The 12,729-nt window shown below is 73.2% G+C and carries 15 protein-coding genes; 14 read left to right on the top strand and 1 reads right to left on the bottom strand.

The annotated features are described in order from the left end of the window. Positions 1 to 23 precede the first annotated feature (23 nt). The 7 genes from AB0B02_RS17125 to AB0B02_RS17095 all read left to right on the top strand — a co-directional run bounded on the left by AB0B02_RS17125 (position 24) and on the right by AB0B02_RS17095 (position 6,957). Entirely contained in the window at positions 24 to 926 is a 903-nt protein-coding gene (locus tag AB0B02_RS17125) for an ABC transporter ATP-binding protein (protein WP_357301147.1), read from the top strand. Beyond that, the gene (locus AB0B02_RS17120; RefSeq protein WP_357301144.1) at positions 916 to 1,737 is read left to right on the top strand and encodes an ABC transporter permease subunit; all 822 of its coding nucleotides are present in this window, start codon (positions 916 to 918) and stop codon (positions 1,735 to 1,737) included. Before AB0B02_RS17125 ends, AB0B02_RS17120 begins: the two co-directional genes overlap by 11 nt. 20 nt (positions 1,738 to 1,757) lie before the next feature. Then, positions 1,758 to 2,879: a sensor histidine kinase gene (locus tag AB0B02_RS17115; RefSeq protein ID WP_357301141.1), complete on the top strand. Its 1,122-nt coding sequence runs from the start codon at positions 1,758 to 1,760 to the stop codon at positions 2,877 to 2,879. Next, positions 2,876 to 3,532, top strand: a complete 657-nt coding sequence (locus AB0B02_RS17110; RefSeq protein ID WP_357301138.1) for a response regulator transcription factor — start codon at positions 2,876 to 2,878, stop codon at positions 3,530 to 3,532. The genes AB0B02_RS17115 and AB0B02_RS17110 overlap by 4 nt, the downstream gene beginning before the upstream one ends. Positions 3,533 to 3,651: 119 nt before the next feature. Next, positions 3,652 to 5,208: a signal recognition particle protein gene (ffh, locus tag AB0B02_RS17105; protein ID WP_281935704.1), complete on the top strand. Its 1,557-nt coding sequence runs from the start codon at positions 3,652 to 3,654 to the stop codon at positions 5,206 to 5,208. 67 nt (positions 5,209 to 5,275) lie between these two features. After that, positions 5,276 to 5,857, top strand: a complete 582-nt coding sequence (locus AB0B02_RS17100; protein ID WP_357301134.1) for a Uma2 family endonuclease — start codon at positions 5,276 to 5,278, stop codon at positions 5,855 to 5,857. Positions 5,858 to 5,877: 20 nt separating this feature from the next. Further along, positions 5,878 to 6,957 (top strand): amidohydrolase family protein, encoded by a 1,080-nt coding sequence (locus AB0B02_RS17095; protein WP_357301131.1) that lies wholly within the window; start codon positions 5,878 to 5,880, stop codon positions 6,955 to 6,957. 93 nt (positions 6,958 to 7,050) lie between these two features. Here the strand turns inward: AB0B02_RS17095 and AB0B02_RS17090 are convergent, their stop codons facing one another. Next, entirely contained in the window at positions 7,051 to 7,626 is a 576-nt protein-coding gene (locus AB0B02_RS17090) for a TetR family transcriptional regulator (protein WP_281935699.1), read from the bottom strand. A 91-nt stretch (positions 7,627 to 7,717) separates the two neighbouring features. Between AB0B02_RS17090 and proS the strand changes: the two genes are divergently transcribed. The 7 genes from proS (at position 7,718) to rplS (ending at position 12,644) form a co-directional block, all read left to right on the top strand. Beyond that, positions 7,718 to 9,124 carry a proline--tRNA ligase gene (gene proS / locus AB0B02_RS17085; RefSeq protein ID WP_281935698.1) on the top strand — a complete coding sequence of 469 codons (1,407 nt, stop codon included), beginning with the start codon at positions 7,718 to 7,720 and terminating at the stop codon, positions 9,122 to 9,124. A gap of 76 nt (positions 9,125 to 9,200) precedes the next feature. After that, positions 9,201 to 9,848 (top strand): DUF402 domain-containing protein, encoded by a 648-nt coding sequence (locus tag AB0B02_RS17080; RefSeq protein ID WP_357301126.1) that lies wholly within the window; start codon positions 9,201 to 9,203, stop codon positions 9,846 to 9,848. A gap of 240 nt (positions 9,849 to 10,088) precedes the next feature. Beyond that, entirely contained in the window at positions 10,089 to 10,565 is a 477-nt protein-coding gene (gene rpsP, locus AB0B02_RS17075; RefSeq protein ID WP_107155951.1) for a 30S ribosomal protein S16, read from the top strand. 1 nt (position 10,566) lies between these two features. After that, positions 10,567 to 10,800, top strand: coding sequence for an RNA-binding protein (locus AB0B02_RS17070; protein ID WP_013732101.1), 234 nt, complete (start codon positions 10,567 to 10,569; stop codon positions 10,798 to 10,800). Further along, complete coding sequence (gene rimM / locus AB0B02_RS17065) at positions 10,800 to 11,339, top strand: ribosome maturation factor RimM (RefSeq protein ID WP_281935694.1); 540 nt, start codon at positions 10,800 to 10,802, stop codon at positions 11,337 to 11,339. Before AB0B02_RS17070 ends, rimM begins: the two co-directional genes overlap by 1 nt. A 13-nt stretch (positions 11,340 to 11,352) precedes the next feature. Beyond that, entirely contained in the window at positions 11,353 to 12,141 is a 789-nt protein-coding gene (gene trmD / locus AB0B02_RS17060) for a tRNA (guanosine(37)-N1)-methyltransferase TrmD (RefSeq protein WP_357301121.1), read from the top strand. 143 nt (positions 12,142 to 12,284) lie between these two features. Beyond that, complete coding sequence (gene rplS / locus AB0B02_RS17055; protein ID WP_091064199.1) at positions 12,285 to 12,644, top strand: 50S ribosomal protein L19; 360 nt, start codon at positions 12,285 to 12,287, stop codon at positions 12,642 to 12,644. Positions 12,645 to 12,729 lie beyond the last annotated feature (85 nt).

Here is a 12,729-nt window from a genome sequence, read left to right as displayed (position 1 = left end):
CCGCCGGCGGGACGCTCAACGGCATGAACCCGCCCGTGCAGACCGAAGCGCTCACCAAACGGTACGGCGGCCTGACCGCCGTGCGGCATCTCGACCTGACCGTCCGACCCGGCGAGGTATACGGCTTCCTCGGCCCCAACGGCGCCGGCAAGACCACCACGCTGCGCATGCTGCTCGGCCTGGTCCGGCCCAGCGCCGGCACGGTGCGGCTGTTCGGCCGTACCCCCGGCGTCGGGCGGCTCGCCGGCGTCGGCGCGCTGATCGAGGGGCCGGCGTTCTACCCGTACCTGTCCGGCCGGGACAACCTGAGCGTGCTGGCCCGCTACGCCGGCGTCGGCGCGGACCGGGTCGCGGCGGTGCTCGACCAGGTCGACCTCGCCGACCGGGCCGGCGACCGGTACACCGGCTACTCGCTGGGCATGAAGCAGCGCCTCGGGGTGGCCGCCGCGCTGCTGAAGGACCCGCGCCTGCTGATCCTGGACGAGCCGACGAACGGCCTCGACCCGGCCGGCATGGCGGACATGCGGACGCTGATCCGGCGGCTCGGTGCGGCCGGGCACACCGTGCTGGTCTCCAGTCACCTGCTCGGCGAGGTCGAGCAGATCTGTGACCGGGTGGGCGTGATCGCCCGGGGCGCGCTGGTCGCCGAGGGCAGCATCGACGAACTACGCGGCGCGGCCGCGCTGCGGGTGCTCGCCGACCCGCTGGACGCGGCGGCGGAGCGGGCCCGGGAACTCGTCGGCGCGGACCGGGTCCGTGTCGTCGACGGCGGGCTGGAACTGGCGGTCGAGCCGGCGCGGGCCGCCTGGCTGAACACCGCGCTTGTCGGTGCCGGGCTCGCCGTACGCGAGCTGCGGCCCCGGGAGCGGGACCTGGAGCAGATCTTCTTCGACCTGGTGGAAAGGGGTACCGCCGATGTCGCGTAGTTTCGGTGCCGAGCTGGTCAAGCTGGTCCGGCGGCCGGCCGTCTGGCTGCTGCTGGCCATCACGCTGGCGTTGTCGTTGATCTTCACCTACCTCTTCCCGTACGCCGGGGTGGCCGGCGGCGCCGACGGCCCGAACACGGACCGGGCGCTGCCCGCCCTGCTCCCCGACCACCTGGTCGGCAACTCGCTCGGCGGCCTGCCGATCTTCCTCGGCGCGATCCTGCTGATCCTCGGTGTGCTCACGGTCGGCGGCGAGTACGGCTGGGGCACCTGGAAGACCGTGCTCACCCAGGGCCCGACCCGGCTCCAGGTGTACGCGGGCAAGCTGCTCGCGCTCGCGGTCGCCGCGCTGGGCGTGGTGCTTGCCGTGTTCGCGGTCGGCGCGGTGGCCGCCGCGCTGATCGCATCCGCCGAGGCGCAGCCGGTGCGCTGGCCGTCGGCCGGTGATCTGGTGGTCGGCGTCGGCGCGGGGTGGCTCGTCGCGACGATGTGGGCCATGCTCGGTGCCGTGCTCGCGGTCGCGTTGCGTGCGGTGGCGCTCCCGGTCGGCCTGGGACTGGTGTGGATGCTCGCCGTGCAGAACCTGCTCGCCGCCATCGCCGCCCCGCTCGTCGACTGGGTGGCGACCGCCCAGCAGGGGCTGCCGGGCCCGAACGCCGGGGCGTTGGCCGCCGCGCTGGGCGCGCCCGGGGACACCCCGGGTGTCGCCGCCACCGTCGGCGGTGGACAGGCGGCGGTGGTGGTGGCCGCGTACCTGGTGGGCTTCGCGGCGGTCGGCGCGGCGCTGCTGCGCCGGCGGGACATCGGCTGAGCCGGGACGGGGGGAGCGAGGTGGACCGCGAGCGTCGGCGCCGGTGGTCCCTCGACGGCCTGCTCGCCCTGGCCCTGCTGGCGATCGGGCTGGCCGGCACCGGGCCGGCCGGCCTGAACCAGGACGTCCGGGCCGACCTGGGCGCCTATCCGCTGGTGGTGGTCGCCGCGCTCGCGGTGGCGGGACGCCGACGGTGGCCGGTGCCGACCCTGGCCGTGGTCACCGCCGCGACCACGGCGTACCTGATGCTGGACTACCCGTACGGCCCGATCCTGCTGTCGTTCTTCGCCGCGGTCTACGCGGTGGCCGCGCACCTGCCGTTCCGCGACGCGGCGGTGGCCGGCGCGGTCGCGTTGGCCGCGCTGCTGGCCTACGTGTTCGTCGGGGTCCGGCCACCGGGGCCGGTCGGTCTGATGCCGGTCGCCGCGTGGGTGGTGGTGCCGGTCGCGATCGGGGTCACCGTGCGGATGGGCCGGGAGGCCACCGCGCGGAGCCGGGCGGACGGGGCCCGCCGGCTGGCCGACGCGGAGCGGCTGCGGGTGGCCCGGGAGGTGCACGACGTGGTGGGCCACGGGCTCGCCGCGATCCACCTCCAGGCCGAGATCGCGTTGCACCTGCTGGCCCGCAGGCCCGAGCAGGCCGAGGCGGCGCTCACCGCGATCAGCCGGACCAGCCAGGAGGCGTTGGACGAGCTGCGGGTCACGCTCACCGTGGTCCGTCGCGAGGAACCCGTCGACGAGCGCGCGCCGGCGCCCGGGCTGGGCCAGCTCCCGCAGTTGCGGGACCGGCTGGCCGGCGCCGGCGTGCCGCTCACCGTCGAGGTGGCCGGCGTGCCGCGCGCGCTGCCGGCGGCGGTGGACCTGGCCGCGTACCGGGTGGTGCAGGAGGCGCTGACCAACGTGTTGCGGCACGCCGGACCGGCCACCGCCGCGGTCCGCCTCGGCTACGCGCCGGGCCAGGTCACCGTGGAGGTCACCGACACCGGCCGGGGCCCCTCCGCCCGGCCCGCCCGGCCCACCGGCTCGGGCCTGGCCGGCATGCGCGAACGGGTCACCGCGCTCGGCGGTACGTTCAGCGCCGGGGCGGCCCCGGCCGGCGGGTTCCGGGTGCACGCCACGCTGCCCACGGGGGAGGTCACATGATCCGGGTGCTGCTCGCCGACGACCAGGACCTGGTCCGGATCGGACTGCGGGCCCTGGTGGAGAGCGAGGACGACCTGACGGTCGTGGGGGAGGCCACCGACGGGCTCGCCGCCGTGACGGTGGCCCGCCGGGAACGCCCCGACGTGGTGCTGATGGACGTGCGGATGCCCGGCGTCGACGGCATCGAGGCCACCCGTCGCATCGTCGGCGACCCGACGCTGGCCGGCACCCGGGTGGTGGTGCTGACCACGTTCGAGCTGGACGAGTACGTCTTCGACGCGCTCCGGCACGGCGCCAGCGGCTTCCTCACCAAGGACACCCGCCCGGTCGACCTGCTGCGGGCGATCCGCCTGGTCGCCGACGGGGAGGCGCTGCTGTCCCCGTCGGTGACCCGGCGGGTGGTCCGGGAGTTCGCCACCCGGCCGGCCCGGGTGCCGCGTCCGCATCCCCGGCTCGGGTCGCTCACCGACCGGGAACGCGAGGTGGTGGGGCTGGTCGGGGAAGGGCTGAGCAACGCCGAGATCGCGGACCGGCTGGTGGTCAGCCCGGCCACGGCGCGTACCCACGTCAGCCGGGCGATGGTGAAGCTCGGGGCCCGGGACCGGGCGCAACTGGTGGTCTTCGCGTACCAGTCGGGCCTGGTCGTCTCCTGACCCGGTCGAGGGGCGGCCGGGTCGGAGCGGGGGTGCGGGCGGCGGGCTACCCTAACGGTGGGCTGGACAGCCGGCCCGGCCGCACTGTGCCCGCCGATGACGACAAACGGGATGTTCGCGTGTTTGACACCTTGAGTGACCGCCTGTCCGGGATCTTCACCAAGCTCCGCGGCAAGGGGCGGCTCACCGACGCCGACATCGACGCCACCGCACGCGAGATCCGGATGGCGCTGCTGGAGGCCGACGTCGCCCTGCCGGTGGTCAAGGGCTTCATCGCGAACGTCAAGGAGCGGGCCCGCGGGTCCGAGGTCTCCCAGGCGCTCAACCCGGCCCAGCAGATCGTCAAGATCGTCAACGAGGAGCTGATCAACGTCCTCGGTGGCGAGGGGCGGCGGCTCCAGTTCGCCAAGAACCCGCCGACCGTGATCATGCTCGCCGGCCTCCAGGGCTCCGGCAAGACCACGCTCGCCGGCAAGCTGGCCCGCTGGCTCAAGGGCCAGGGCCACCAGCCGCTGCTGGTCGCCGCCGACCTTCAGCGCCCGAACGCCGTCGGGCAGCTCCAGGTGCTCGGCGGCCGGGCCGGCGTCGAGGTGTACGCCCCGGCGCCCGGCAACGGCGTCGGCGACCCGGTGCAGGTGGCCCGCGACTCGATCGAGCACGCCCGCCGCGCCGCCCGCGACATCGTCATCGTGGACACCGCCGGCCGGCTCGGCATCGACGCCGAGATGATGCGGCAGGCGGCGGACATCCGCGACGCGGTCCAGCCGGACGAGGTCATCTTCGTCATCGACGCCATGGTCGGCCAGGACGCGGTCCGCACCGCCGAGGCGTTCCGCGACGGCGTCGGCATCACCGGCGTGGTCCTCTCCAAGCTCGACGGTGACGCCCGCGGTGGTGCCGCGCTCTCCGTCCGGGAGGTCACCGGCCAGCCGATCCTGTTCGCCTCCACCGGCGAGAAGCTGGAGGACTTCGACGTCTTCCACCCCGACCGGATGGCCAGCCGGATCCTCGGCATGGGCGACGTCCTCACGCTGATCGAGCAGGCCGAGGCGGCCTTCGACTCCGATCAGAAGGAGAAGATGACCGCCAAGCTGATGGGCGGGGAGACCTTCACGCTGGAGGACTTCCTCGATCAGCTCATCGCGGTCCGGCGGATGGGTCCGATCGCCAACGTGCTGGCCATGATGCCCGGCATGGGCCAGATGAAGGACCAGATCGCCGAGCTGGACGACAAGCACTTCGACCGGGTCACCGCGATCATCCGGTCGATGACGCCGGGCGAGCGCACCAACCCGAAGATCATCAACGGTTCCCGTCGGGCCCGCATCGCCAACGGTTCCGGCGTCACCGTGATGGACGTCAACCAGCTGCTCAACCGCTTCGCCGACGCGCAGAAGATGATGAAGCAGATGGGCGGCATGATGGGGCTGCCCGGCGGCGGCCGGCGCAAGGCGACCAAGTCGCCCAAGAACAAGCGCAAGGGCACCAAGGGCGGCGGCGGTCGGCCGCGTACCGGCGCCGGGATGCCGGGCGGCTTCCCCGGCGGCATGCCGCAGCTCCCGCCGGGCCTGGACCCGGGCGACCTGGCCGGTGGGCAGGGCCTGCCTCCGGGCTTCAAGCTGCCGAAGATCGACTTCAACAAGCTGGGAAAGGGTGGGGAGAAGGGTCCCCGCTAGCGTGTCGGTGACGGTGGGCGACGCCATCATCTCCTAGGGTGATGTTGCCCCCTGGAAGGAGATGTCAGTGACCGCGGCCCCGATCCTGCCGGAGCGGCACGAGTGGACGGTCGACGACCTGGGCGACCTGCCCAAGGACCTTCCGTACGAACTGATCAACGGAAGGTTGATCGTGCCGTCCCCCACTGCCGTACACCAGGAGCTGTGTGTCGAGCTGCTGCTCGCGCTCCGTGTCAACTGCCCGCCGGAGTTCCTGGTCACCATCGACCTCTCGATGCGGGTCGACCGGCGCAACGAGCCGCGACCCGACGTGGTGGTCATCCGGCGCAAGCACGCCGGCCGGTCACCGGTGCCGGTCGAGGACGCGTTGCTCGCGGTGGAGGTGGTCCCGCCGACGTCGCACTTCCGCGACCTCTACGACAAGGCGAAGGTCTACGCCCGCGCCGGGGTCGGCTCCTACTGGGTGGTGGACCCGCAGCACGAGCGGATCGCGCTCACCGAGTACACGCTGGGTGGCGCTGCCCGCGAGTACGAGCAGTTGACCCACACCGAGGACCTGTTCGTCACCGAGCAGCCCTGGAAGGTCTCGGTCGACCTGCCGGCGTTGACCGCACGACGCAATGACCTGCTGGCCGGCGAGGACGACTGAGATCGGGTAGGACTGTGCGCATGGCTCTGCACGTGCGCGGTGTGTTCCTCCCCGACGACGAGGTCCGGGACGTCTGGCTGGTCGGCGACCGGGTCACCTTCGAACCGGTGCCGGGCGCCGAGACGGTGGCCGACGGCGGCTTCGTGCTGCCCGGCCTGACCGACGCGCACTGCCATATCGGCATCGCCCGGGGCGGCGCGCCGATCACCGGGCTCGACCAGGCCCGCGAACTGGCCCGGATCGACCGGGACGCGGGCGTGCTGGCGATCCGTGACGCCGGCTCGCCGTACCCGTACCCGGAGTTGGAGGACGAGCCGGAGCTGCCACGCCTGGCCCGCGCCGGCCGGCACGTCGCGCCGCCGAAGCGGTACCTGCGCGACATCGGCGTGGAGGTCGACGCCGCCGAGGTGGCCGCGACTGTGGCGGCGCAGGCCGCCGCCGGCAACGGCTGGGTCAAGCTGGTCGGGGACTGGATCGACCGGGGCGTGGGCGACCTGGCGCCGGCCTGGGACGCCGACACGATGACCGCGGCGGTCGCCGCCGCGCACGCCGCCGGGGTACGCGCCGCGGTGCACACGTTCTCCGAGTCGGCCGTGGAGATCATGGTGCGGGCCGGGGTGGACTCGGTGGAGCACGGCACCGGGCTGAGCCTCGACCTGATCGACCTGATGGCCCGGCAGGGCACCGCGCTGGTGCCCACGATGATCAACATTCGGACGTTCGGCCACATCGCGGAGCAGGCCCGACCCAAGTTCCCCGGGTACGCCGACCACATGCTCGCCCTGCGGGACCGCTTCCCCGAGGTGGTCCGCGCCGCGCACGAGGCCGGCGTGCCGATCTACGTGGGCACCGACGCCGGCGGCGGCATCGACCACGGGCTCGCGGCCGAGGAGATGCTGCTGCTGCACGAGCAGGCCGGGATGCCCGCCGAGGACGTGCTGGCCGCCGCCTCCTGGCGGGCCCGGGAGTGGCTCGGCTTCCCCGGCCTGGTCGAGGGCGGCCTCGCCGACCTGGTGGTCTACGCCGCGGACCCGCGCCGCGACCTGCGGGTCGTCCGGACGCCCAGCCGGATCGTGCTGCGCGGCCGCGTGATCCGCTGACGCCGGCGCGCGCCCCCGTCCGTCCGCCCGTCCGTGTGGCTGTCCGCCCGTCCGCGTCGCTGCTGTCTCCCGGAACGAGTGCGTGGGGGTGGGTCAGCGCGGTGGGGCGGCGGCCAGGAACAGGTGGACGGCGAGGTCGGCCAACTTGCCGGCGGTCTCGTCGACCGGGGCCCGGGGCAGCACGATGTGGCTCACCACCAGGCGCACCACGCTGTCCGCCGCGAACGCCAGGGCCGCCGGGTCGGCGTCGGGCAGGTGGCACCCGGCCCACTCCAGCAGCGCCGCGGTCGACTCGGTGAGCACCAGCTCGGAGCGGGTGGTCAGGTAGGGCAGCAGTTCGTCCGAGCCGCCCCGGGCGCTGGTCAGGATCGCCTTGACCAGCGGGTTGTCGGCGGCGGCGGCGAGCGTCCGGCGGATCGCCGCGTACGCGGCCGCGCGCACGTCGGCGCCGTGCTCGCCGAGCGCGGCCCGGACGTCGCCGACGAAGCGGTCCACCTCGCGTCGGGCCAGCGCCTCGGCCAGGCCGGCCTTGGTGCCGAACTCGTTGTAGACCGTCTGCCGGCTGACGCCGGCGGCCTCGGCCACCGCGCCCATCCGTACGCCGTCCCAGCCGCAGGCCACGGTCTGCGCCCGGGCGGCCTCCACGATCGCGTTCCGTGCGTCACCCATCGACGTCGAAGTCTACGGCCGCCGGGTCGACACGGCGCGGGTCGGCTCCCCGGCGCAGCGGCGACCCGCGCGACGCATAGGATGTGCGGTCATGGCACGCGTGCTCACTCCCCGTGCGGAGGACTTTCCCCGCTGGTACCAGGACCTGATCGCCAAGGCGAAGCTGGCCGACAACGGCCCGGTTCGGGGCACCATGGTCATCCGACCGGCCGGCTACGCCATCTGGGAGCGGATGCAGGCCGAGATGGACGCCCGGATCAAGGCGGCCGGCGCGGAGAACGCGTACTTCCCGCTCTTCATCCCGGAGAGCTACCTCAAGCGCGAGGCCGAGCACGTCGAGGGCTTCTCGCCGGAGCTGGCGGTGGTCACCCACGGCGGCGGCAAGCAGCTCGCCGAGCCGGTGGTGGTGCGCCCCACCAGCGAGACGGTCATCGGCGAGTTCATGGCCAAGTGGATCGACTCGTACCGGGACCTGCCGCTGCTGCTCAACCAGTGGGCGAACGTGGTCCGGTGGGAGCTGCGCCCGCGGATCTTCCTGCGTACCAGCGAGTTCCTCTGGCAGGAGGGGCACACCGCGCACGCCTCCCGGGACGACGCCCGCGCCTACGCCCGGCGGATCCTGCACGAGGCGTACGAGGATCTGATGGTCAACGTGCTGGGCATCCCGGTGGTGGTCGGCCTGAAGACCGCCCGGGAGCGCTTCGCCGGGGCCACCGCCACGTACACGTGCGAGGGCATGATGGGCGACGGTAAGGCGCTCCAGCTCGGCACCAGCCACGAGCTGGGGCAGAACTTCGCCAAGGCGTTCGACATCAGCTACTCGTCGGCCGAGGGCGGCCGGGAGCACGCCTGGACCACCTCCTGGGGCACCTCGACCCGGATGCTCGGCGGGCTGATCATGGCGCACGGCGACGACAACGGGCTGCGGGTGCCGCCGAAGCTGGCGCCGGTCCAGGCGTACGTGATGGTCGTCAAGGACGGCGAGGGCGTGAGCGAGGCCGCGACCAAGCTGCGCGACGCGCTGCGCGACGCCGGTGTCCGGGTGGCGTTGGACGACCGCACCGACACCGCGTTCGGCCGCCGTGCCGTCGACGCCGAGCTGCGCGGTTACCCGGTCCGCGTCGAGGTCGGCCCGCGCGATCTGGCCGCCGGCAACGCGGTGGTGGTCCGGCGTACCGACGGCTCGAAGGCCCCCACGCCGGTGGCTGACGTGGTCGGCGCGGTGCTGGCCGCGCTGGAGGCCGACCAGCGGGCGCTGCACGACCAGGCGCTGGAGTTCCGCCGGTCCCGCACCGTCGAGGTGTCGACGCTGGCCGAGGCGATCGAGGCGTCCGCCACCGGTTGGGCCATGGTGCCCTGGTCGGCGGTGGGCGTGCCCGGTGAGGCCGAGGCGAACGCGCAGGGCGTCACCGTCCGCTGCCTGCTCCGCGCCGACGGCTCGGTGCCGGACACCGAGGACGAGCCCGACCTGGTCGCCATCCTCGCCCGCGCCTACTGAGGGTGTAAGGAAGGGCCCCCTGTTAACGCATTCGGTAGAGGCGGGGCCCCCTCTTAACAAGTCAGGGATGGTGAGCGTGCGCTTCGAACCCGGCCGGCTGGTCCTGCACCGCAACGTGCGGCACGGGCGGATCGGGTGGGTCCGGACGGCCCGCGTCGTCTCCGACGACGAGCGCGGGCTGCTGCTCTGGGTGCCCCGCGACGCGCCGGTGGCGTACGAGGTGACCGCGGCCGGGTCGGGCATGCGCGCGGTGCCGTTCGCCGAGTGGATCGTCTCCTCGTACGCCCTGGCGGTCGGCACCTGGAACGGGCCGTCGGTGCTCAAGTTCCTGCCCGCCGGCGCCGCCCACTCGGTGTGGTGGTTCTCCGACGAGCGGGGCCGGTTCAAGAACTGGTACGTGAACCTGGAGGAGCCCGGCGTCCGCTGGGACGACGGCGCGGTGGCCGGGGTCGACATGGTGGACCAGGACCTCGACGTGGTGATCCACCCGGACCTGACCTGGGAGTGGAAGGACGAGGACGAGTTCACCGAGCGGCTCGCCTTCCCGGAGCACTACTGGGTGACCGACGAGAAGGCGGTGCGCGCCGAGGGGGAACGGGTGATCCGGATCGCCGAGTCGGGCGCGTTCCCGTTCGACGGGACGTGGTGCGACTTCACGCCGCCCGCGGAGTGGGACGTTCCGGACGAGCTACCGCCCGGCTGGGACCGCCCGCCGGCGCGCTGAGGGTGTCCTTCGTCACGGACCGGCCGGTCCGGGGCGCGCGGTCCGGGTCCGGTGCGAGCGTTCCGGGTCGGATCTGGCAGAATGGTCCGCTGGTATCCGGCACGCGTCCGGCGCCCTCTAACCCGGGCGCGTCGCCAGTTCACCGAGCAGTCTCCGGCCCAAACCCCACTGTGCCGGTCGGCGCTCACCCGCCACACCGCCCAGACGGGCCGGTGAGATCGCAACAGGAGCGAAACAACTGTGGCCGTAAAGATCCGGCTCCTGCGGATGGGCAAGATCCGCAACCCGCAGTACCGCATCGTCGTCGCCGACTCGCGCACCAAGCGTGACGGTCGCGCGATCGAGTTCGTCGGTGTGTACCAGCCGAAGGAGGACCCTTCGGTGATCGAGGTCCGGTCGGAGCGGGTCCAGTACTGGCTGTCGGTCGGCGCTCAGCCGAGCGAGGCCGTGCAGCGTCTGCTGGAGCTGACCGGTGACTGGCAGAAGTTCAAGGGCCTGCCGGCCCCGCCGCCGCTGAAGGTCGCCCCGGAGCGGGCCGACCGCAAGGCGGCGTACGAGGCCGAGGCGAAGGCCGCCGCCGGTGTGGCGGACACCCCGGCCAAGCCGGCCAAGAAGGCCGCCAAGACGGAGGCCGCGAAGCCCGAGGCCGAGGCGCCGAAGGCGGAGGAGCCGAAGGCCGAGGCGCAGACCGGCGCCGAGTCCGGCGAGCAGGCCTGACATGGCGCTGCGTCCCGCCCTGGAGCACCTGGTCAAGGGGATCGTCGACCACCCGGATGACGTCCGGGTGCGGATGGTCGATTCCCGTCGGGGCAAGCGGCTCGAGGTCCGCGTGCACCCGGAGGACCTCGGCACGGTGATCGGGCGGTCCGGACGGACCGCCAAGGCGCTGCGCCAGGTGATCGGCTCCATCGGCGGACGTGGGGTACGCGTCGACATCGTCGACTCGTACTGATGCTTCTCGTCGTCGGCCGGATCGGCAAACCGCACGGCATCCGCGGTGAGGTCACCGTGGAGGTGCGGACCGATGAGCCCGAAGCACGCTTCGCCCCCGGTTCGGTGCTGGTCACCGAGCCGGGGGTGGTGCCGGCCGAGCCCGGCGCCTGGCGGGTGCCGCCGACGCTGACCGTGGAGTCGGCGCGCTGGCACCAGGGCCGCCTGCTGGTCGTGTTCGCCGGCGTCCTGGGTCGCGACGTCGCCGAGGCGCTGCGCAACACGCTTGTCGGCGTGGACAGCGCGGACGTCGCCGAGCCGGACGACCCGGAGGAGTTCCACGACCACCAGTTGGTCGGGCTCGCCGTGGTCACCCGGGACGGGGAACGGCTCGGCGAGGTGGACCGCATCGACCACGCCCCCGCCTCCGACCTGTTGGTGGTGCGGCGTCCGGCGGGAAGTCCCGTGCTCGTTCCGTTCGTCAAGGCGATCGTGCCCGAGGTGGATCTCGCCGGCGGTCGCGTCGTCGTCGACCTGCCCGGCGGTTTGCTCGACCTCTAGCTGGAGCCACCGCATGCGCGTCGACATCGTCTCGATCTTCCCGGAGTACTTCGCCCCGCTGGACCTCTCGTTGATCGGCAAGGCCCGGGCGAACGGGCTGCTGCGGCTGGCCGTACACGATCTGCGGACCTGGACCCACGACGTGCACCGCACGGTGGACGACACGCCCTACGGCGGCGGTCCCGGCATGGTGATGCGGCCGGAGCCGTGGGGTGAGGCGTTGGACGCGCTGGCCCCCGACGAGCTGAGCCCGGACGGCCACACGCTGCCCCGGCTGCTCGTCCCGTCGCCGGCCGGCGTCCCGTTCACCCAGGCGATGGCGCACGAGTTGGCCACCGAGTCGCACCTGCTCTTCGCCTGCGGCCGGTACGAGGGCATCGACCAGCGGGTGCTCGACCACGCGGCGGCCCGGATGCCGGTGACCGAGGTCTCGCTCGGCGACTACGTGCTGTTCGGTGGCGAGGTCGCCGTGCTGGTCATCCTGGAGGCGGTCACCCGGCTGCTGCCCGGGGTGCTCGGCAACGCCGGCTCGCTGGACGAGGAGTCGCACGCGCACGGGCTGCTGGAGGCGCCGCTCTACACGAAGCCGGCGACCTGGCGTGACCTCGACGTGCCCGAGGTGCTCCGCTCCGGCGACCATGCCCGGATCGCGCGCTGGCGACGCGACGAGGCGCTGCGGCGCACCGCGGCCCGTCGCCCCGACCTGGTCGGCGCGCTGCCCCCGGAGAGCCTGGACCAGCGGGACCGGGCGGCGCTGGACCGGGGTGGGTTTCAGTCCCCGCCGGGGCATGTGGCAAAGTAGAGGGGTTGCCGCATCCGTTCACGCCGTGGGCGGCTGCGAGGACCCCCGACCGGGGCCGGCGTCGCCGGTCACCACCCGGGGGTCAGAATCACCCGTTCGCGCATCGACTGACGATGCGCCGTGAGCCTCACGAGGACGCAGCGATGAACATCCTGGACGCCCTTGACGCCCAGTCGAAGCGCGCCGACCTGCCCGACTTCCGTGCCGGTGACACCGTCAAGGTGCACGCGCGGGTCGTCGAGGGCAGCCGGTCCCGGGTCCAGATCTTCCAGGGCGTGGTCATCCGTCGCCAGGGTGACGGCCTGCGCGAGACCTTCTCGGTCCGCAAGATCAGCTTCGGTGTCGGCGTGGAGCGGACCTACCCGCTGAACAGCCCGGGCATCGACCGGATCGAGATCGTGACCCGCGGTGACGTGCGGCGCGCCAAGCTCTACTACCTGCGCGAGCTGCGCGGCAAGAAGGCCAAGATCAAGGAGCTGCGGGAGAAGCAGCCGGCGAACTGATCCACTTCCGCCACGCCGTCCCGCCTGCGCGGATGTCGTATCGACCGGATCGCATTACCCTGGTCGGTACGGGCGCAGCCGGACG

The sequence above is a fragment of the Micromonospora sp. NPDC049240 genome (assembly GCF_040647835.1).
Lineage (GTDB): Bacteria > Actinomycetota > Actinomycetes > Mycobacteriales > Micromonosporaceae > Micromonospora.
The sequence above is the reverse complement of the archived record's forward strand: the minus strand, read 5'-3'. Positions and strand labels throughout refer to the sequence as shown.

Coding starts and splice junctions, on each gene's coding strand:
- AB0B02_RS17125 (WP_357301147.1), top strand. CDS start 24: ATGAACCCGCCCGTGCAGACCGAAGCGCTCACCAAACGGTACGGCGGC.
- AB0B02_RS17120 (WP_357301144.1), top strand. CDS start 916: ATGTCGCGTAGTTTCGGTGCCGAGCTGGTCAAGCTGGTCCGGCGGCCG.
- AB0B02_RS17110 (WP_357301138.1), top strand. CDS start 2,876: ATGATCCGGGTGCTGCTCGCCGACGACCAGGACCTGGTCCGGATCGGA.
- AB0B02_RS17095 (WP_357301131.1), top strand. CDS start 5,878: ATGGCTCTGCACGTGCGCGGTGTGTTCCTCCCCGACGACGAGGTCCGG.
- AB0B02_RS17090 (WP_281935699.1), bottom strand. CDS start 7,626: ATGGGTGACGCACGGAACGCGATCGTGGAGGCCGCCCGGGCGCAGACC.
- proS (WP_281935698.1), top strand. CDS start 7,718: ATGGCACGCGTGCTCACTCCCCGTGCGGAGGACTTTCCCCGCTGGTAC.
- AB0B02_RS17070 (WP_013732101.1), top strand. CDS start 10,567: ATGGCGCTGCGTCCCGCCCTGGAGCACCTGGTCAAGGGGATCGTCGAC.
- rimM (WP_281935694.1), top strand. CDS start 10,800: ATGCTTCTCGTCGTCGGCCGGATCGGCAAACCGCACGGCATCCGCGGT.
- trmD (WP_357301121.1), top strand. CDS start 11,353: ATGCGCGTCGACATCGTCTCGATCTTCCCGGAGTACTTCGCCCCGCTG.
- rplS (WP_091064199.1), top strand. CDS start 12,285: ATGAACATCCTGGACGCCCTTGACGCCCAGTCGAAGCGCGCCGACCTG.